The 18,323-nt window shown below is 63.2% G+C and carries 20 protein-coding genes; 11 read left to right on the top strand and 9 right to left on the bottom strand.

The annotated features are described in order from the left end of the window. Window positions 1–186 precede the first annotated feature (186 nt). Together RFA01S_RS07220 and RFA01S_RS07215 are read left to right on the top strand one after the other, a co-directional pair. Entirely contained in the window at window positions 187–597 is a 411-nt protein-coding gene (locus RFA01S_RS07220; protein WP_032387684.1) for a cupin domain-containing protein, read from the top strand. A 58-nt stretch (window positions 598–655) separates the two neighbouring features. Further along, window positions 656–964 carry a hypothetical protein gene (locus tag RFA01S_RS07215; RefSeq protein ID WP_081371287.1) on the top strand — a complete coding sequence of 103 codons (309 nt, stop codon included), beginning with the start codon at window positions 656–658 and terminating at the stop codon, window positions 962–964. Here the strand turns inward: RFA01S_RS07215 and RFA01S_RS07210 are convergent. From RFA01S_RS07210 to RFA01S_RS07200, 4 genes are read right to left on the bottom strand one after another with little or no spacing between them, the layout of a single operon-like run. Beyond that, on the bottom strand, window positions 925–2,241 hold the full coding sequence (locus RFA01S_RS07210; RefSeq protein ID WP_032406110.1) for a hypothetical protein: 1,317 nt from the start codon (window positions 2,239–2,241) through the stop codon (window positions 925–927). The genes RFA01S_RS07215 and RFA01S_RS07210 overlap by 40 nt on opposite strands. Beyond that, window positions 2,238–2,657, bottom strand: a complete 420-nt coding sequence (locus tag RFA01S_RS07205; RefSeq protein ID WP_032406109.1) for a hypothetical protein — start codon at window positions 2,655–2,657, stop codon at window positions 2,238–2,240. Before RFA01S_RS07205 ends, RFA01S_RS07210 begins: the two co-directional genes overlap by 4 nt. Before the next feature lies 1 nt (window position 2,658). Further along, complete coding sequence (locus tag RFA01S_RS27675) at window positions 2,659–2,823, bottom strand: hypothetical protein (RefSeq protein ID WP_167326471.1); 165 nt, start codon at window positions 2,821–2,823, stop codon at window positions 2,659–2,661. After that, window positions 2,820–4,703, bottom strand: coding sequence for a hypothetical protein (locus RFA01S_RS07200; RefSeq protein WP_032406108.1), 1,884 nt, complete (start codon window positions 4,701–4,703; stop codon window positions 2,820–2,822). Before RFA01S_RS07200 ends, RFA01S_RS27675 begins: the two co-directional genes overlap by 4 nt. Before the next feature lie 135 nt (window positions 4,704–4,838). On the opposite strand from RFA01S_RS07200, the gene RFA01S_RS07195 reads away from it, so the two are divergent. Then, window positions 4,839–5,633 carry a hypothetical protein gene (locus tag RFA01S_RS07195; protein WP_032406107.1) on the top strand — a complete coding sequence of 265 codons (795 nt, stop codon included), beginning with the start codon at window positions 4,839–4,841 and terminating at the stop codon, window positions 5,631–5,633. Here RFA01S_RS07195 and RFA01S_RS07190 read toward each other — a convergent pair whose 3' ends face one another. After that, window positions 5,634–6,041: a hypothetical protein gene (locus RFA01S_RS07190; protein WP_052060409.1), complete on the bottom strand. Its 408-nt coding sequence runs from the start codon at window positions 6,039–6,041 to the stop codon at window positions 5,634–5,636. It abuts the gene before it with no gap. 297 nt (window positions 6,042–6,338) lie between these two features. On the opposite strand from RFA01S_RS07190, the gene RFA01S_RS07185 reads away from it, so the two are divergent. Next, a complete protein-coding gene (locus RFA01S_RS07185) occupies window positions 6,339–7,121 on the top strand; it encodes an ANTAR domain-containing response regulator (protein ID WP_169879416.1) in 783 nt (260 codons plus the stop codon). A 64-nt stretch (window positions 7,122–7,185) separates the two neighbouring features. Then, the gene (locus RFA01S_RS07180; protein ID WP_052060407.1) at window positions 7,186–8,325 is read left to right on the top strand and encodes an alpha/beta hydrolase family protein; all 1,140 of its coding nucleotides are present in this window, start codon (window positions 7,186–7,188) and stop codon (window positions 8,323–8,325) included. Here RFA01S_RS07180 and RFA01S_RS07175 read toward each other — a convergent pair whose 3' ends face one another. Continuing rightward, a complete protein-coding gene (locus RFA01S_RS07175; RefSeq protein WP_072692029.1) occupies window positions 8,326–10,140 on the bottom strand; it encodes a 2-isopropylmalate synthase in 1,815 nt (604 codons plus the stop codon). Window positions 10,141–10,191: 51 nt separating this feature from the next. Between RFA01S_RS07175 and RFA01S_RS07170 the strand changes: the two genes are divergently transcribed. Together RFA01S_RS07170 and RFA01S_RS07165 are read left to right on the top strand one after the other, a co-directional pair. Continuing rightward, the gene (locus RFA01S_RS07170; protein ID WP_032406105.1) at window positions 10,192–10,872 is read left to right on the top strand and encodes a FadR/GntR family transcriptional regulator; all 681 of its coding nucleotides are present in this window, start codon (window positions 10,192–10,194) and stop codon (window positions 10,870–10,872) included. A gap of 97 nt (window positions 10,873–10,969) precedes the next feature. Continuing rightward, window positions 10,970–11,935, top strand: a complete 966-nt coding sequence (locus RFA01S_RS07165) for a bile acid:sodium symporter family protein (protein ID WP_032406104.1) — start codon at window positions 10,970–10,972, stop codon at window positions 11,933–11,935. On the opposite strand, the gene RFA01S_RS07160 is transcribed toward RFA01S_RS07165, so the two are convergent. Continuing rightward, on the bottom strand, window positions 11,922–12,302 hold the full coding sequence (locus RFA01S_RS07160) for a VOC family protein (protein ID WP_032406103.1): 381 nt from the start codon (window positions 12,300–12,302) through the stop codon (window positions 11,922–11,924). The genes RFA01S_RS07165 and RFA01S_RS07160 overlap by 14 nt on opposite strands. A gap of 42 nt (window positions 12,303–12,344) precedes the next feature. Continuing rightward, window positions 12,345–13,415, bottom strand: a complete 1,071-nt coding sequence (locus tag RFA01S_RS07155; RefSeq protein ID WP_032406102.1) for an NAD-dependent epimerase/dehydratase family protein — start codon at window positions 13,413–13,415, stop codon at window positions 12,345–12,347. Window positions 13,416–13,520: 105 nt separating this feature from the next. Between RFA01S_RS07155 and RFA01S_RS27670 the strand changes: the two genes are divergently transcribed. From RFA01S_RS27670 to RFA01S_RS07140, 4 genes are all read left to right on the top strand, one after another. Beyond that, window positions 13,521–13,673, top strand: a complete 153-nt coding sequence (locus tag RFA01S_RS27670) for a hypothetical protein (protein WP_169879414.1) — start codon at window positions 13,521–13,523, stop codon at window positions 13,671–13,673. Window positions 13,674–13,747: 74 nt separating this feature from the next. Then, a complete protein-coding gene (locus RFA01S_RS07150; protein WP_032406100.1) occupies window positions 13,748–14,800 on the top strand; it encodes a YihY/virulence factor BrkB family protein in 1,053 nt (350 codons plus the stop codon). Window positions 14,801–15,014: 214 nt separating this feature from the next. Beyond that, window positions 15,015–15,659, top strand: a complete 645-nt coding sequence (locus RFA01S_RS07145; RefSeq protein ID WP_162182863.1) for a GAF and ANTAR domain-containing protein — start codon at window positions 15,015–15,017, stop codon at window positions 15,657–15,659. Between the two features lie 70 nt (window positions 15,660–15,729). Continuing rightward, a complete protein-coding gene (locus tag RFA01S_RS07140; protein ID WP_032406098.1) occupies window positions 15,730–17,862 on the top strand; it encodes a catalase in 2,133 nt (710 codons plus the stop codon). Window positions 17,863–17,864: 2 nt separating this feature from the next. Here RFA01S_RS07140 and RFA01S_RS07135 read toward each other — a convergent pair whose 3' ends face one another. Continuing rightward, window positions 17,865–18,257: an ankyrin repeat domain-containing protein gene (locus RFA01S_RS07135; protein ID WP_238325027.1), complete on the bottom strand. Its 393-nt coding sequence runs from the start codon at window positions 18,255–18,257 to the stop codon at window positions 17,865–17,867. Between the last annotated feature and the right edge of the window lie 66 nt (window positions 18,258–18,323).

Below are 18,323 nucleotides of genomic sequence, written 5' to 3'. Positions count from 1 at the left end.
GGGCCGAATCCTCCGCCGAATCGAGGTTAACCAAGTGGTTACGCGGCGCGATTTCCTATATTCCGCCTGAAACCAACCAGCAACAAGGTGGTCGTAGATTCCTTGCTAGCTGGACCGTGAGCACCACCTGTCTTTCGTGGCGATCGAATGCGGGAACCAGACTCAACTATTGACCATGGGGAACATATGACACAGCCGACGAACAAGGTATCTCTCGAAGTTGCCGACTCCAATCGAATGTCATGGGAGACACTGACGGTCTCGCAGATCGGTGCGGAAATTCCTTTCAAGTCACTGTTTGCGGATCCCGACACGGGCATGCAAGTGATGCTCCTACGCTATGCCGCCGGTTTCACCAATACCTGGCACACGCACCCGTGCGCACACGGAATGTACGTCCTGGACGGCATCCTGAAGACCCACGAAGGCGAATACGGGCCGGGCAATTGGGTGTGGTTTCCAGAGGGCGGCTGGATGGAACACGGTGCGACGGAGCACAACGACGTCACCTTCTTGTTCGTCACCAACAAGCCCTTCGCAATCTGCTACGAGTCCGACGCCGACCACCCATACCCGATGGCCGTGACCGCCGACTGACGTTTGTCGGCCCGGCGTAGATGCCAACCGAGCATCGGGAGTCTGCCACGATGTACCGGTGCCATCTGTCGATCCGTTCCACGCCCTCGTTCTGATGAACGCCGTATTCGCCTCAGCAGCATGGTCTCTGGCCAGGCCGTCCTGGCCCGCGGCGATATCACTGGGAGTCGTCTCGGTGCTGTGGCTGTTCTTCAACGCCCCCATCGAAGGCAGAACTTTGTACGTGGTCGACGCAGAGAGAGGTCTCACCGAGTCCGACTTCCTCACACTCGCCGGGTTGGTGTTGGCAGCAGTGACGATTGTCAGGGTCCGGCGCAGGCGGCCCGATCACGCACCGAACAGCAGGAACAGTCCACCGAATGTGTAGAGCACCATCACGACCATCATGGCGAGTTGACCGGTAGCCGCGTGTTCTTTCGGCAAAGTTCGCAGCGAGGCGTCGTGGGCGAGGGTGATGCCCACCAGGTGCCCCACCACGACCGCCAGGACGGCGATGCCGGCGACGACCGACGGGTGGTTGGACAGGACGTAGGAGACCGATGCATCCCGCAGCCCCAGCACATTCGCGCCATTGCCGAGTGGATCCGACAGCGAAATGACTGTCTGCTGGCCCTTTTCGACGAAGTACGTGAGGTAGTGAGCCGTCATGTAACCCACCACGATCGGGATCAGGGAATGGGCCAGAAGCCCTGGAAGCGCGGTACGTCGGGAACGCGACACTCCCCCGGTGGCACGGGCCGCGCTCCAGAACGCCACTCCGACAACGCAGATCACGGCAATCAACCCGAGAGTTCTCGTCGGCACCGATCCGAGAGCGGAATCGTCGACCAACGAACGCCATGCCGGTATCTGCCCGATGCTGTCGAAGGCGGTGGACCCGAGCAGAACGGCGAGCACGGCCACCGTGCCCCGCTGCACCGGCAGGCTCACCGCACCGTCGAGCGGATACCGCAGCGCCAGCAGGCCGGACGCGGCATCTCGGGTGAGTGGAGACAACCGAGATACGGTGTCGCTGTACACCTCGAAAGGGTCTGCACGAGAGAACCATTCGTCGCCGAAGATCGCCGCACCGACTGCCATCACCACGACGTACACCCCGCACCACAGACGAACAGCCGATACCGAGCCCGAGTCGGGTGAAGCCAGTTCGAGCCAGACGAACGCGAAGAGTCCGACAACGGCTGGTACGCAGCCCCATTCACGACGGTAGGCGACTATCGCCGCCGACGTCGGACGACGCAACAGTCCGCACACGACGCGGTGTAGTGCCCGCATCGGAGACACGATTCGCCAGAACGGCCCGAACACCAGCGATGCTGGAACGATGCCCACCCACACCAGAACGTAGAAGGTGCCGAGCAACGCGTTGCTGGAATCCTGTGGCCCCCACACCGATGCTGCGGCGACAGTGCCCGCCAGCAGCACCGACAAGGTCCCGACGAGACCCCGGACGATCGCCGAATCGGCCACCACCGTCGTCCGCGGCAACGCCACGACGACGGTCGTGGGGTCGAGCCTGGGGCGACGCCACGCGAACAACAGCAGCACGAACGACGCCGCCAGCGCCCACGCCCCTCCGATCAGGGCGTAGGTGACAGGAATCGGCAGATCGGTCGACCCGCCGAGGCCGTGGGCGAGAATCACGGACGAACGACGAGCGTGGCGACAGTGCGATCGCTGTGGTGCAGTTCGATATCCACCTGTCCGGGTACATCGACGGTGAACGTGAACACCTGATCTTTGCCTGGCTCGATCTCGAAGGTGTGCTCGGGAACCGAATGCACGTGCAGTTCGTCGGTGATATCACTGCTGATCGACATCGAAATCAATTGCCCCACAGAGGCGTCGAGGCGTTGATTGGTCGGTTCGACCGTCCCGCCATTGATCGACAGATTCATCCGCAGGGTATCGGGCTGCGCGGACACAGACGCGGTGGAGTCGGTGCTGGGCACCGGTTCTGCCGCGGTGGGCGAGGTACCGCCGGACGACGATCCGCAGCCGGCCACCAGCGCCACCGTTGCACACCCGATGATCGCTGCCCGCAGTCGCGACGGTCCCATGTCAGTGCTCTCCTTCTTGTTCGAGTTTCTCTGCGCGCTCCGCCCGGCGGTCCTTCCTGACGACGTACAGCACCGCGGCCACGATGATCAACGCAGGCGCGACCGCCGGAATGGCCAGCACCACAGAATGATCGGCGAGATAGACGACGTCGGATGCTGCCGTCATACGGAGCTCGAATCCAGCGTCCTGCGTGACACCGACGCTCCCGGGGTCTCGGTACTGATGCGCACTGCGCCCCATGACAGAGCCCAGATCAATGCCAGAGTGCAGACGAGCACAACCAGTGATGCGGCACCGAACAGCCACGCCGGGTGATCGAAGCTCCGCTCCCGCTGCAGCAGCGCGGTCTCGCTCTGCAGCTGCCGTGTGAACTGGGCGTCGGCCGAGACCTCGGATGCGCCGATGCCGGGATCGGCCGCCATGAAGATCGGTGTTCCCGTCAACGTTCGACCGTCCTGGATACGCAGGAACGTCTTCCACGTTCCGTGCGCCGGTACCGGACGGGTCGACTGATACATGCCGGGCCCGGTCCGTTCGAGACGATCGACGACCAGACCACGCAGAGTGTCACCGGCTCCCTGCCATGCCAGGATTGCCACCCACTCGGGGTCGTCGGACACCAGATCGGCTGGATCGAGACGGACCGTCGCCGTCACCATCCGGCCACCGTCCTGCGGCGCGGCATCGGCGAGAGTGACCGTCGCCGTTGCATTTTCCGGTACATCGATCATCAAACCGTTGGCTGTCGCGCCGCCGAGTACGAGTACCAACGCGACGACGATCGTGCGCCGGACGGCAGGTGCCGGCAGCCCGTCACCGCTGAGCAGTTGCGCGAACAGTCCCGCCGTCAGCCCACACATGACGCCGACGGGTACTGCCATCGCAAGCGCCTCGACCCACATCGACGTCGGCCACGGATACACGAATACCGCGTCGATCCACAATGATTCGAGCCACAGGCCCACGGTTGCGGCAGCGAATCCAGCGAGCATTCCGAATCGAAGTCTGTGCACCACGAGCGGAGTGAGACCGACGAGTTCGACCACCACCGCGATCCCGAGGAACAGCGCGAAGACGTTGTGCGGTTCACCCAGAACGGGACCGACGACGAATGCCGTCAGCTCACGAATGACGGCGGCGAATGCGACGACGAACAGAGTCGCGCCCCGTCCCACGACCAGTCGTGCGGCGACGAGTGCGAACGCGCCGGCACCGACGATGAGCATCGGTTGGAACACCAACCGGAACTGCTCGACTCCGAAGTCGAATTCGATCTGGAACACCGACAGTCCGATGAGGAGACCACCGAAGGCGCTGGCCTTGAGAATCCAGGACAACACCGAGCGTCTGGGCCCCTGCGCAGTCTCGTCCACCTCGTCGGGGGACGTCTGCTGTGCGGCGGCGAGCGCCAGTCTGCCTTCGTGCTCGAGCAGCAGGACTCCGATGAGAGACAGTCCGGCACCGCCGATGAGCATCAGGTGAGTCGGCCCCCACAGCGTGACGTCCTGGCCGAAGATGCGGTGCCAGATGTCGTCCAACGGAAAACCGATGAGCGCATACAGTCCACTGCCCGCGATCAGCAGACCGCCCGTGGGCGCGTACCAGGTGCGGGTGATCTTGACGGCCGCGCGACCGGGCTTCTCGTCGAGCGGCAGAATGATCGCCAGCGCGCCCGCGATGAACAGGAAGAACAAGCCGACCAGGATGAAGTAGTGGGCCGGGTTGGCCAGTGGTCCCTCGTCGCGCCCTCGTCCGATGTGCAGGCTGACGTCCCAGATGAACCCGAAGAATGCCGTCAGGATCGTCGAGACGAACAGGACCAAAGGCAGCGCAGCCCAGCCGGGCAAGTTCAGTTTCGATCCCGCGTAGTCCGCCAGCCTCGCCAACCACGTGATGCGGCGAGTGCGGTGCATGAATGCCAGGTACAGCAGAAATAACGACACGACGGCCGCGGCTGCCGTCATACCGAAGACCTGGTCCAGCGCCGCGCCTCCGCTTTCCGACTGAGCAATGACGTTACCCGTCGTCACACTTACATTGACCATAGCGAGAGTATGGACCACAGGCCGCCGTTTCGGTGGAGTTCGGGACAATCGGTGGCTCGCTGCTCCTCGATCCAGTCCTACAGAGTGATGTGCGCCCGGCCCCTCGATGATTGACTCTCGTCCGTGAGTCACCCAATGAGTAAGCCCATCCACCGCGGCCGCTGGTCGATCGTTCTGTTGGCATGTGCAGGGGCACTATTGGTAGCCGCGTTCATTCTCGAACCGGCTGCTCTGCTGCGCGGAAGTTATCCCCAGTTCCAGGATCAGTCCGCCATGAGCGAGCTGCTCGGCCGTGGATTGGTCGAGTACTGGGGCAGCGGTGTTCGCACCTTTCCTCCCGGGTTGGCGGAGATGGTGGACTACTGGTTCGCGTGGCACGCCATCAAGATCGTCATCTCGGTACTGCTGACCGCCGTTCTGGGCCTGCTGGCGGCGACGCTGTGGAGGCGATCCCTGGCTGCCGGCATGGGTTACGTGATCGCTGCGAGTACTTCGACCGTGCTGTCGCTGTTTTCGGTGTTCGTGGCCGTCATCAACATCCAGTCGACGGTCGCTCCCGTCGTCGCGCTGCTTCCGATGCTCTCCGACGACAACGCGGACGGCAAGGCGGCGCAGTCACTGATCGACAACGGTGTGCGGAGCGGAGATACGAGGCCGCCTCTGCTCGAGCTGCTCACGCAGGTCGAGCACTACAACTGGGCGGTGATCGTCGCGACGGGTGTGGTGATCGCCGTTGTCGGTGCCGGAACCGTGATCGCGTTCCGTCGGTACGCGGCGACGGACACGACAGACGCTGCTCACCGTCGAATGTTCGTCACCCTCGGTTCACTCGGCGCGCTGATGACGATCGGGATGGCGCTGCTTTTCGTCGCTGCCGTCGTGGCGGTCGTCGATCCGGGAGACGCGCTCCTCGGATCAGTCGGCGTGTAACTACTGCCGGCCGCGGTCGCGGGCACGCGCGCGGAATTGGCCGATCGCGAGGATGGTCAACGCGACCCCCAACAGGGTGAGAGGGATTTGGGCGCTGGGCGCGTCGATATCGAGTACGAGGATCTGCCACACCACCCACCCGATGGTCACCAACCCCACGAACACGACACACGTCGGAGCGTCGTACGCATCGACGAGCACAGCAGCAACCGAGATCAACGATCCGAGTCCGAGAAAAATCAACACGAACAGCCCGGAGATGCGGTAGTCCCAGGTATGCCACGCAGGGAGCATGTCGACATCCAAGCCCAGTGACCGCCCGGTGGGGTCGGAGGTCAACGACATTCCATTGAACGTTCCGGCTGCACCCAACAGGATCAGCAGTGCCACCGTCGAAAGCTTGTTCACGGTGACGTCATCGTTCGTCGTCCTTCGGTCGCGGGAGCAGCGTCGACCCGAGTTGTGACGGGCCCGCACGTATGGTCGTTGATTCTGCCAGAATCGGGCCGATCGGTCTTGTTCTTCTACTGCAGCCCACGGCTACCGGGTCCGTTGATCGACGCAATGCCGCTGCGCACGGTTATCGCTGCGGGATTGCCGCTGGGTTTGTATCGAAGTAAATTTGCGGGAACGGCCGAGCCCGCGCCGCGTTTGGCCGTGCGATCACCATCGGTGGCGTCGGTCTACGGAAGTGAGTGGTGCGTGATGACAACCGAATCGGTAGATCGAGGTAGCAGCAGCGAGCCCGCACACTTGCGCGACGCAGCGGCCGTCTCGTCCGAGGTCGCAGGCTACGCACACGCGCTGGAGAATTTGAGATCGAAGCTGATGGCCCGGATGGACCTGTCCGAGATCCTGCAGGCCATGTGCACCGAAGTGGTTCAGGCCCTGACCACGGCGGACCTCGCCGGAATCACACTGGTCGACGAGGACGGCGGCCATCCGGAGACAGTCGCGTCCACAGATCCCCGCGTCAACGACGTCGACGCCGATCAGTACCGCAGCAACGAGGGACCGTGCCTGGAGTCGGCACGCACCCAACAGATGGTCCGGCTGTTGGTCAGCGATGTCGAAGATCGCTGGCCGCAGTTTGCGAACAACGTGTCCGGTCTCGGCGTCGAGAGCTATCTGTCGGCCCCTCTGACTGTCGACGACCGCCACCTCGGGGCCCTGAACATCTACAGTTACGACCCGCACGGCTTCAGCGAAATAGACGAGGCCCTGGTAGGGCTGTTCGTCAGCTCGATCGAAACCGCCGTGACGATATCTCGACGAGCGCGACATGCAGAAGTGGAAGTCGACGGGCTCCTGACCGCGATGAAGACCCGTGCACAGATCGAACAGGCCAAAGGAATCATCATGGCCATGCGTGGTATCGACGCTGAACAAGCCTTCGCATTTCTGTCCGAACAATCCCAGAGCAGCAACATCAAAGTCGCCGACATCGCCGCCACATTGATCGCCTCGATCAGTACGGAAGATCCGTGACTCCATTCGATACCCCTCGACCGGCAGACTCACCACAACACTCACCGAGCACCTTCAGGAAGACATGACGACTCGATCCGCTGCGATTACGACGCTGGCTGCCGGACTGCTCGCTGCCACAAGCATTCTCACGCCCATCGCCGACGCGGCACCGGCAACGTCCATCGATGTGCTTCCGCGGCTGATCGACGGTGCCGCAGCGGGTTACGCACTGTCCTACGCAACCACCGACGAGCACGGGCGCGCCGCGGTTGCCCGCGGACAGGTCTACCTCCCCTCCGGCACACCACCACCGGGAGGATGGCCGGTCGTGTCGTGGGCCAAAGGGACCGTCGGCGTGGGTGATTCATGCGCCCTGAGCACAGCACTCGACGACGGTGCCGCCGAGGACCCCATGGCCGTCGAGCTGTCCAAGCCCCTGCTCACCCAGCTGCTACGAAGCGGCACGGCCGTTGTCTCGACGGATTACATCGGACTCGGAACCACCGACGTTCACCACTACCTGAACAGCATTTCGGAGGCGAACGCCGTCACCGACATCGTCAGCGCTGCCGCAGACGAACTTCCCGAGCTGTCGCGCACCTGGGTTGCCGCCGGACACTCTCAGGGCGGCGCAGCAGCACTCACCACCGGGGCTCGCGCCGACATCTACGGAGAACGGTCGGATTTTCGCGGGGTGATGTCGTTTGCACCGTCGTCGAACCTCGAAGCCGTCCTTCCACTGCTCTCACCCACCACTCCCCGAATCGCACCTCTCGACAACATCACGGCCACCCTGATCTACGTCCTGCACGGGCTCAGGGATTCTCGGCCGGATCTCGACGTGAACAGCTATCTCAGCGAACTGGGGCGCGACTACCTGGCGCATGCAGAGGACAATTGCATCAGCGACCTACGACAGAAGGCCAGTGCCGTTGCACCACAACAGCTCCTCGCTCGATCGCTCTCCGACCCCGCCATGACCTCGGCTATCCGCGACTACCTATCCGTGCCGACCACCGGTTACACACGGCCGGTGACCATCGAGCAGGGGCTGGCCGATACCGTTGTGCCGCCGGCTCTGACGACCGCCCTCGCTGCGGAACTGGTGGCACAGGGCGTCCGCGACGTGGCCTACCTGCCCGTGCCCGGTGCCACTCATTACGACGTCATTGCCGCAACCGTCGACGACGCCCTACCTCGAATACTCGACATGCTGCACTGATCAGCCACCGACATGCGGCGGACGCCGATCGCTACCGAGCACGTAGTCCCGCTGGGTCGCCGAGCCGGCGGCACGAAGGACTGCGTCGAGGGTGGCGGACAGAACGGAGCGATCGATCCCTGCCGCCCATCGAGACCCGGTGGCAGTGCGATATTCGAGCATCGACACCGCATCACTGTCGTTGCCGGCTCGCACACTCGTCTGCGTCAGACCGAGGATGTCCACGTGCCTGCCATGAGCAGACAACGCGTCGACGAGCGCCTCGACGGGTCCGACTCCCGTGTGTGAAGTCTCGAAGGACGTGCCGTCGATCTTCAACGTGATGCAGGTGTCGGCGGACCCGTCGTCGTCGTGAGAGTCGAAACCGATCAGGGTTACGTCGGGTTCGGCGGCACCGATGTACACCTGCTCGAAGATGTCCCAGAGTTGCTCGGCCGTCAGTTCGGTACCGATCGAATCCGTGCGGGCCTGCACGTGCCGGGCGAGGTCGATCTGCAGGCGACGCGGAAGTTCGATGCCGTAGTTGGTTTCGAGGAGATACGCGATTCCGCCCTTGCCCGATTGCGAATTGACGCGAATGACCGCGTCGTACGAGCGACCGATGTCGTCGGGGTCGATCGGCAGGTACGGCACCCGCCATTCGATGTCCCGCTCGGAACGGCCTTCGCTCAGCGCCCGAGTGCGATGCTCGACGAAACCCTTCTTGATGGCGTCCTGGTGCGTACCGCTGAAGGCGGTGTGTACGAGGTCGCCGACATACGGATGCCGCGGGTGAATCTCGAGCTGGTTGCAGTATTCGACGGTGCGTCGAATCTGATCGATGTCGGAGAAGTCGATCATCGGATCGACACCCTGAGCGTGCAAATTCAATGCGAGAGTGGCGATGTCGACGTTTCCGGTGCGCTCGCCGTTGCCGAATACGCAGCCCTCCACCCGCTGTGCTCCGGCCAGGACGGCCAGCTCGGCGCAGGCAATGCCCGTCCCGCGGTCGTTGTGTGGATGCACCGACAGGATCACGCTGTCTCGTCGCGCAAGGTTGTCGTTCATGTACTCGATCTGGTCCGCATAGACATTCGGCGTCGCGACCTCCACTGTGGCAGGCAAATTCAGGATGACCGGCCGCTGCTGCGTCGCGTCCCACAGAGTCGTCACTGCATCGCAGACATCGAGGACGTAGTCGGGTTCGGTGAGATTGAAGACCTCGGGTGAGAACTCGAATCGCACGTTGGGCAGGTCGCCGGCGAGTTCGAGAACGTCGGCTGCGCCCGAAAGTATGAGTGAGCGAAGCTCGTTGGCTTCCCTGCCGAGCACGACCTCGCGCCACGTCGGAGCCGTGGCGGTGTACATGTGGATCACGACGTCGTTGGTGATTCCGCGGATCGACTCCACGGTTCGCTCGATCAGGTCGCGTCGAGCCGGGGTGAAGACGACCACGGTGACGTCGTCGGGTGCCAGATCGGTGTGTGCCAGCAGCCGCACGAAATCGAAATCGGTCTGCGATGCCGAGGGATACCCGACTTCGATTTCCTTGTATCCCATCGCGACCATCAACTCGAAGAACTGTTTTTTGCGGGCAGGATCCATCGGCTCGGGCAACGCTTGGTTGCCGTCGCGCAGATCGACCGGCACCCACAGCGGCGCCTCGGTCAACCGTCGCTCCGGCCAGCGACGCCGGGTCAGCGGAATGTCGACCTTGGCGTAGACGTCACGGTAACGATGCGACGGCATCTGGGAGTGCCGCTGCCGATTCCAGGTGGGCGCGCCGACGGGAACGGGTCCGGCGGGAGTGGACAGAGTGGGGAAATCTGTGCGCATGCGAGCAATGTAGCACTACTCCTCAGACAAGCTGAGGAGTAGTGTTCCGGTGTGACCGCAATACGCCGAACATCCTTGGCCGATCAGGCCGCCGAACTGCTGCTTGCCAAAATTCAGTCCGGCGAGTGGCCGGTCGGCACCAAACTGCCAGGTGAAACCACCCTTGCCCCCATGTTCGACGTCGGGCGATCGACGATGCGCGAGGCCATCAGGCAACTGGCGGGGCGTGGAATTCTCGTCACCCGGCAGGGATCAGGAGTCTTCGTCGAATCACTCGATGAGGCTCGGACGGAATGGGACCGAGTGTTGCAGCGGGTTCACATCACCGCTGTCCTCGAAGCCCGCCTCGCCATCGAAGGTGAGGCGGCAGCTCTCGCCGCGGCCCGACGCACCCCCACCGACCTCGACGCGATCCGTCGCTCACTCGAGCTACGCAACACCGCCCGCGCCGACGCGGTCGATCTGGTGGAGGCGGACATGGCTTTTCACCGCTCCATCGTGGTCGCGTCGCACAACGACATCCTGCTCGAACTCTTCGACTCCATGGCTCCGCGGCTACGGACCGCCATGATCGACATGCTGAAGATCAAGGGCGTGTTCGGAGAGGACGCAGACCACGACGCCCACACACACGTCGTCGAGGCTATCGCCGCACGAGATGAGCACCGCGCACACACGCTCACCCGCACACATCTGCGGGAGTTGTCGACGACCATCGCTCCACCGACGTGAGCACCGGCCGGTCAAGGCTTTTCGGTTACTGGAACAGTCCGAGTACAGAATCGGGCTAGACTTCCGACGCCTCGACCACCACCTTTGGAGTCTCCACATGCCCCAGCTGAAGTCCGTCAGCGAATTCACCGGCAAATGGTTTGCCCTGATCGTCGTCGCGGCGGGGGCTCTGGCCTTGATCACCCCCGACACGTTCAGCGGCGGGACACCCGCGGTTCCGTGGTTGTTGTCGATCATCATGCTCGGCATGGGAATGACGTTGCGGCTCTCCGACTTCGCCGTGGTGGCACGTCGCCCGTGGGCACTGCTGCTCGGCGTCGCAGCGCAGTTCGTCGCGATGCCGCTCCTCGGTCTCGGTATCGCGAATGTCCTGGGTCTGTCCGCTGCGCTCACTGCCGGGATGGTGCTCGTCGGCTCCGCCCCCGGAGGTACGGCGTCGAACGTGATGGTCTACCTCGCCAAGGGTGACACCGCACTGTCGGTGGCGATGACATCGGTGTCCACACTCCTCGCGCCCATACTCACACCACTGCTGGTTCTATGGCTCGCGGGCGAATACCTGCCGGTCGATGCAGGCGGATTGTTCGTCTCGATCCTGCAGATCGTGCTGGTGCCCGTCGTACTGGGAGTTGTACTGCGACTTCTGTTCCCGAGGATCATCGATCGTATGCTCGACGCCTTGCCGCTCGTCTCGGTCGCCGGAATCACCGCTGTGGTTGTCCTCGTGGTGTCCGCCAGCGCGCCGACCCTGCTGTCGATCGGTGCCCTCATCGTCGTTGCCGTCGTGCTGCACAACTCGCTCGGGCTCGCGGTGGGTTACGGAATCGGCAGAGCATGCGGACTCGATGTGGCCAGCCGCCGCGCGATCAGCATCGAAGTCGGTATGCAGAACTCGGGCTTGGCAGCGGCACTGGCCTCGGTACACTTCTCACCCGCTGCAGCACTCCCCGCGGCGATCTTCTCGGTGTGGCACAACGTATCCGGATCGCTGCTGGCCAGCTACTGGTCCAGACGGTCGACGGGTGCCGATCACCGCCAGGACAGTACCGTCACACAGGACTGAGTCTTGGACGCAGCAAACAGAATTCGTTGCCTTCCGGATCCGCCAGCACGTGCCACGATTCCTGGCCGGTTTGGCCGATATCCACTCGTCTGGCACCGAGGGTGAGCAGTCGTTCGAGCTCGGCGTCCTGATCTCGATCGGTTGCATTGACGTCGATGTGCAGTCGAGGTTTCGCCGGCTCGGGATTCTCGCTAGGGATGAAGATGATGGTCGGCTGCGAGCCGCCGAAACCGTCGCGCGCACCGATCTCGACGGAACCGTCACCCTCCCTGTCCAATACGACGAAGTCCAACACCTCACACCAGAACGTCGCCAAGGCCTCGGGATCGCGGCCTTCGAGTACGAGTTCACTGATTCGACATGCCATGGGCGGGAATTTACACCTGCCCCGGCGTCGGACATGTCGTGTTCACGGCCTTTTCGCGCGAGAAATGAATCCCCGTCGACCGAAGGCTCGCAGGCGGTCCTTCGCAGTACGCGAGCGCAGGGACGTGGTGGACGCACCCGCGTTGTCGCGCATACCCTGAATGACCTCTCGGGCCACGTCCGGACCATCGATTCGCGGAGTCCAGTCCAGGTCCCGTCGAGCGCGGTCGGTGTTCAACATCGGGGTGGCGAACGCGAGATCGACCCAACCGTGATGGACTGCGGACACGTGGGTCTCGAAGCCGAGGCGCGCAGCAGCAGACAACACCCGAGAGGGCACGGGCACGATGCGCGCACCGAACGCGTCGGCCACGTCGTGGGCTCGCACGGGCGTCGGGCCGCCGAGGTTGTAGGGCCCGGTTGCACGCCTATCCAGCACTCGCACGATGGCATCGGCGACATCGTCGCTGTGGGCGGCGGGAACGGCGAACGACCTGTCGATGGGCAGGATCGGAAGATGATCGACGATTGCCGACGGCACGAGATCGGGTAGGGCGTAACGCAACAGCGCACTTCCGAACTCGTACTGCCCGATCAGGCCCGGCCTGATTCGAGCGACCGCGACATCGGGATGCGCTGCCTCGAACTCGTCGAGCACATCCTCGGCGGCGGCCTTGTCCATGCTGTAGGTCGACGAAGACACCCCCGTTCTCGGCCACGACTCGTCCACCTTCTCGCCGTACGACCCCGGTGCGTACACCCCGCCGGAAGACATGTGCACCAGATGAGGAACTCCGGCGTCCGCACAGGCAGTTGCCACCGTGCGCACTGCGTCGACATTGACTGCCCGCAGATAATCGCGATCACGCATCGGCTGGAAGGCGATGGCCAGATGAACCACTGCGTCTGCGCCGCGGCACAACGCGCGTAGCTCGTACGGTGCGTGTTCGCCGGTGAGATCCAGCGGAACCCAGTCGACCTGCTCGGCAAAAGGATTGAGGCTCGGCGGACGCCTCGCTACGGCGAGAATGGAATTGCCCGGATGCTCGTCGGTGAGCCTTCGTAGCAGGGCGGTGCCGACATTGCCGGTCGCGCCGATCACTACAGTTCGCATCTCTACCTCCGAAAATCGACCACAGTCGAAGTGCCCCCTGCACATCGATCGAAACCACACCGGCTCAGGAGTTTGAGCCGCCATTCTCCCGGGCATCGAATCACCATGAGTGAAAACAACGAACCGACCCTCGACGACGTCATGATCCCCACCGAGGAAGCTCACCCCGACCACAAAGAGCACGCCAAGACGCCGAAGCATCTCGACGACGGCGACCTCGACGCGCGTACCGAGCACGAGCGCAACGAAGTGAACTGACGGCCGAATCGAACGACCGTCATGGCGGTCGCATTTCCCGGTTTCCACCGAAAAACCCCGGGTATGCGATCGCCATGGCCGATTCAGCAGCATCACCCGCACCCACCGAGGCAGATCCGGACGATCCGCGCAAAGCGGATTCACCCGCCGATCTGACCAAGCCGTCGTGGATCTATGTACTGAAGAAAACCGCCCGTGAGTTCTCCCGGGATCAGTGCACCGACCTTGCAGCTGCTTTGACCTACTACGCCGTGCTCTCGCTCTTCCCCGCCATCCTGGCCATCGTGTCGTTGCTGGGTGTGTTCGGCCAGGGACAGGCCACGGTCGACGGCGTGCTGCAGATCGTCGGCGATCTCGGCCCGCAATCCGCTGTCGACACGTTGCGTCCCACCATCGAACAGCTGGTCCAAGCGCCCACTGCCGGATTCGCGTTGATCATCGGTGTCGCAGGCGCACTGTGGTCTGCATCCGGCTACGTCGGCGCATTCGGCCGCGCGATGAACCGCATGTACGAGGTGGACGAGGGACGGCCCATCTGGAAGCTGCGCCCCGTGATGCTTCTGGTCACGCTCATCGCCCTGACCCTGATTGCGCTCGCCGCGGTCATGCTGGCCATCAGTGGCCCAGTGGCCAAAGCTGTGGGCGACGCCGTCGGACTGGGCGACACCGCACTGACGATCTGGAACATCGCACGCTGGCCGCTGGTCCTGATCGTGGTGGTACTCGCGGTCGCGATTCTGTACTACGCAACACCGAATGTGCAGCAGCCCAAGTTCAAATGGATCAGTTCCGGTGCCGCGGTCGGCATCATCGTATGGATTCTCGCCACCGTCGCGTTCGGCTTCTACGTCGCCAACTTCTCCAGCTACAACAAGACCTACGGCTCCCTTGCCGGAGCCATCGTGTTCTTGCTGTGGCTGTGGATCACCAACTTGGCCTTGCTGTTCGGTGCCGAACTGGATTCCGAACTCGAACGCGGCCGCCAGCTCCAGGCCGGAATCGTCGCCGAAGAACGCCTGCAACTGCCGCCCCGCGATACCCGGGTATCGGACAAGAACGACGAAAAGGATGCGCAGGCTGTCGAAGAGGGTCGCAAATTGCGGGAGGAACACAACCGGACTCCGTGAACATCCCGGACGCCACCGACCGATCGATGAAACAGATCCGCGTGGTGCGCTGATCCGGTGTGGCGGTGCGAATGACACAGAGAGGCAAGGCAACGTGGCCGAGGAAGAAAATACGGAAGAGTCCCGACGCGCCCACGCCCCGGACTCCGATAGCTTCAGCGCATCGATGTACGGACACCATCTGGAGGGGGTTGCACGAGTCAGCAAGAGGTGTGTGACCGACGCTGGCGTGGACGGAGCCGCGGTCGCCATCCTCACCGACGATGCCGATGCTCGGGATCTGCTGTACGCCACGAATTCCGAAGCTGCCCGCATCGACGAGCTCCAATTCACCACCGGCGAGGGCCCCTGTATCGATGCCTTCGTCACCGGGGTGCCGCAACTGCACCCGGACATCGGTAATCGGCCCGATACCACGGGATGGCCATCGTTCGCGTCGGAAGTTCTTCAGGAGCTCGGCGTGCACGGGGTGTATGCGTTCCCATTGTTCAGTGGCGGTGCTCGACTCGGGGTCCTCGAGCTCTACACCCAGAAGTCCGGAACTATGACGGCACAACAGATCACTGCTGCCCAGGCCGCAGCCTCGACCCTCGGTGACATCGTCGTCAGTGAAGTCGCAGCCCGACCGGACTTCTTCGACGAGTCGACACTTCGCCCACCCGACGGCCCATTCCGCTTCGCTCAGTCCGACATCAACATCGCAGTCGGTGTGTTGGCCGAACGTCTGCATGTGTCGCTCGACGAGGCAACCGCGCGGCTGCGTGCCCGTGCCTACGCCGACGCCCGCTCGATCTCCGCCCTCGCGTTCGACATCGTCCGCGGGGACGGCCTGTTCTACGACGACCCGGGGAGCGCGTGACATCGAAGCCCACCGTCCATCGACCACGAACGTCCGAGTTGACAGCTCCAACAACGAAAGAAGGCCGAACATGCCACCCATCCCTCGCCCGGATCAATCGTCGCCGGCACCCAACGGCCCGACCGGAGCTCGCGATACGAGAGCCCAGACCGGTGATTTCCTGACGACTGCGCAAGGCGTACGTCTCCCCGACACCGATCATTCGCTCAAGGCGGGCGATCGCGGCCCGACGTTGCTCGAGGACTTCCACCTCCGCGAGAAGATCACCCACTTCGATCACGAGCGAATTCCGGAGCGCGTCGTGCACGCACGCGGTGCCGCCGCACATGGAACGTTCGAGTCCTACGGGTCGGCGAAGACCGTGACCAAGGCAGGATTTCTCGCCCAGAAGGGTAAGCGGACACCGGTTTTCGTGCGATTCTCGACCGTTCTCGGATCGCGTGGTTCCGCCGACACGGTCCGCGACACCCGCGGTTTCGCGGTCAAGTTCTACACCGACGAAGGAACCTTCGACCTGGTCGGGAACAACATGCCCGTCTTCTTCATCCAGGACGGCATCAAGTTCCCGGACATCATTCACGCCGGCAAACCGCAGCCCGATATCGAACTGCCGCAAGCGCAGTCGGCACACGACTCGTTCTGGGACTTCGTCTCGCTGCACACCGAGGCAACTCACCACGTCATGTGGAACATGAGCGATCGAGGAATCCCGCGCTCGTATCGCACGATGGAAGGCTTCGGCGTCCACACGTTCCGCCTCGTCGCCGAGAACGGCGAGACCAGGCTCGTCAAATTTCATTGGAAGCCGCTTGCCGGAGTGCACTCGCTGGTGTGGGAGGAAGCCCAGATCGCAGCCGGCGTCGATCCGGACTTCCATCGACGCGACATGTCCGACGGCATCAAGGCCGGTGCCCCACTGGAATACGAATTCGGAATCCAGGTCATGCCCGACGACGGCACCGAGACCTACGAGGGCATCGATCTGCTCGATCCCACGAAAATCGTTCCCGAAGAACTGGTTCCGGTGCAACCCATCGGCAAGCTCACCCTCGACGCGAACCCCACGAACTACTTCGCCGAAACCGAGCAGGTCGCGTTCCACACGGGCCACCTGGTGCCGGGCATCGAAGTCACCAACGACCCGCTGATGCAGGCGCGTCTGTTCTCCTACCTGGACACCCAGATCACGCGTCTCGGCGGCCCCAATTTTTCGCAACTGCCGATCAATCGACCGCATGCACCTGTCAACGACATGCTGCGAGACGGTATGCACCAGACCGCCGTTCACACCGGCCTTGCCCCGTACCTCAGCAACTCCGTCGACGACGGAGAACCATCGGTAGCAGGTGAGAAGGACCACGGTTACGTGCAAACCGAACGCCTCATCGAGGGCCGCGCAGTACGAGCGAATCCCGCATCCTTCGACGATCACTTCACCCAGCCCACCATGTTCTATCGCAGCCTCAGTGCCGTCGAGCAGGATCACCTCGTCGAGGCATTCACGTTCGAGTTGGGCAAAGTGTTCGAGCAATCGATCAAAGAACGTGAGCTCGAGGTTCTCTCGAACGTCGACGCCGATCTGTGCGAGCGCGTCGCCGCCGGCCTCGGCCTGCCTGCACCCGTCGGCACACCCGCTGAGGACGTATTGCTCTCCCCCGCACTGTCTCAAATCGTCGAGGCTCCGGGACCGATTGCCGGACGAAAGATGGGCGTCATCGCCGACGCCGGATCGGACCTGTCCGGAATCGGCAAGCTACGGACGGCAGCCGCGCGCCGCGGTGCCACAGTGCACGTCATCGCTGCGGCCGGCGGCATCCTCGGCAAGGGCATGCGCACTCAGGTGGTCGAGCGAACATTCCTGACAGTTCGTTCGATCGAGTTCGACGCCTTCGTCGTCGCGGGCGGAACAACACCGACGAACGACATCAAGCTGATCCTGCTGCTACAGGAAGCATTCCGTCATTGCAAAGCGATGGGTGCCTGGGGCGACGGAGCGGCACTGCTCGAGCAGGCCGGAATCGGTGCCGACGACGCAGGCGTCGTCATCGGCGAGACAGCGGTGAAAGCGTTCAACGACGCGTTGCTCGCTGCGGTCGGATTGCACCGGGCCTGGGATCGTGCCCCCGCGGTGATGGCCTCGAACATCCCGCCTTCGGTCCCCGACAAGCCTGCTCGTAAGCGGGCAGCCAAGGCCAAGAAGTAGGGCTAGCCCGGCTGGGGCTCGGTCAGCATCGCTGCCATGTCGTCCAACTCGAAGTACTGGGCGATTGCGTGTGCCGATCGAGCTCCGGCTGCGGGGTCTGCGCCTGCCTCCAGCAGCATCCTCACAATGGACGTCGACCGACGAAAAACCGCGGCCGCCAACGCTGTTTGGCTGTTGTCGTTCACGCGATCCACCGCAGCCCCCAGCGTCAGAAGCATGCTCACCGCACCTGGTTGTACGTGATACGCCGCCAGAATCAACAGTGTGTCGCCCTTGTCGTTGGTCAGGTCGACGGACCCTCCGGCCTCGAAAAACGACTGCAACCACGAAGCGTCACCGCTGCGCGCGCAGTCGAATGCATGCCGAAACACAGCCAGAACATCGTCGTCGTCCACCAACACATGATTCCCCGAGCGACGAGATTCAACCGAGGCATCGTCCGATCCAAGTCGACGGTGAAC

Origin of the sequence: Rhodococcoides fascians NBRC 12155 = LMG 3623, assembly GCF_001894785.1 — a bacterium.
GTDB classification, from domain to species: domain Bacteria; phylum Actinomycetota; class Actinomycetes; order Mycobacteriales; family Mycobacteriaceae; genus Rhodococcoides; species Rhodococcoides fascians.
The sequence above is the reverse complement of the archived record's forward strand: the minus strand, read 5'-3'. Positions and strand labels throughout refer to the sequence as shown.

What these genes read in the sequence shown, in the direction of transcription:
- RFA01S_RS07140 (WP_032406098.1), top strand. Translation starts at nt 15,730, where the DNA reads ATGCCACCCATCCCTCGCCCGGATCAATCGTCGCCGGCACCCAACGGC.
- RFA01S_RS07155 (WP_032406102.1), bottom strand. Translation starts at nt 13,415, where the DNA reads ATGCGAACTGTAGTGATCGGCGCGACCGGCAATGTCGGCACCGCCCTG.
- RFA01S_RS27670 (WP_169879414.1), top strand. Translation starts at nt 13,521, where the DNA reads ATGAGTGAAAACAACGAACCGACCCTCGACGACGTCATGATCCCCACC.
- RFA01S_RS07185 (WP_169879416.1), top strand. Translation starts at nt 6,339, where the DNA reads ATGACAACCGAATCGGTAGATCGAGGTAGCAGCAGCGAGCCCGCACAC.
- RFA01S_RS07200 (WP_032406108.1), bottom strand. Translation starts at nt 4,703, where the DNA reads ATGGTCAATGTAAGTGTGACGACGGGTAACGTCATTGCTCAGTCGGAA.
- RFA01S_RS07165 (WP_032406104.1), top strand. Translation starts at nt 10,970, where the DNA reads ATGCCCCAGCTGAAGTCCGTCAGCGAATTCACCGGCAAATGGTTTGCC.
- RFA01S_RS27675 (WP_167326471.1), bottom strand. Translation starts at nt 2,823, where the DNA reads ATGACGGCAGCATCCGACGTCGTCTATCTCGCCGATCATTCTGTGGTG.
- RFA01S_RS07205 (WP_032406109.1), bottom strand. Translation starts at nt 2,657, where the DNA reads ATGGGACCGTCGCGACTGCGGGCAGCGATCATCGGGTGTGCAACGGTG.
- RFA01S_RS07160 (WP_032406103.1), bottom strand. Translation starts at nt 12,302, where the DNA reads ATGGCATGTCGAATCAGTGAACTCGTACTCGAAGGCCGCGATCCCGAG.
- RFA01S_RS07195 (WP_032406107.1), top strand. Translation starts at nt 4,839, where the DNA reads ATGAGTAAGCCCATCCACCGCGGCCGCTGGTCGATCGTTCTGTTGGCA.
- RFA01S_RS07175 (WP_072692029.1), bottom strand. Translation starts at nt 10,140, where the DNA reads ATGCGCACAGATTTCCCCACTCTGTCCACTCCCGCCGGACCCGTTCCC.
- RFA01S_RS07150 (WP_032406100.1), top strand. Translation starts at nt 13,748, where the DNA reads ATGGCCGATTCAGCAGCATCACCCGCACCCACCGAGGCAGATCCGGAC.
- RFA01S_RS07220 (WP_032387684.1), top strand. Translation starts at nt 187, where the DNA reads ATGACACAGCCGACGAACAAGGTATCTCTCGAAGTTGCCGACTCCAAT.
- RFA01S_RS07180 (WP_052060407.1), top strand. Translation starts at nt 7,186, where the DNA reads ATGACGACTCGATCCGCTGCGATTACGACGCTGGCTGCCGGACTGCTC.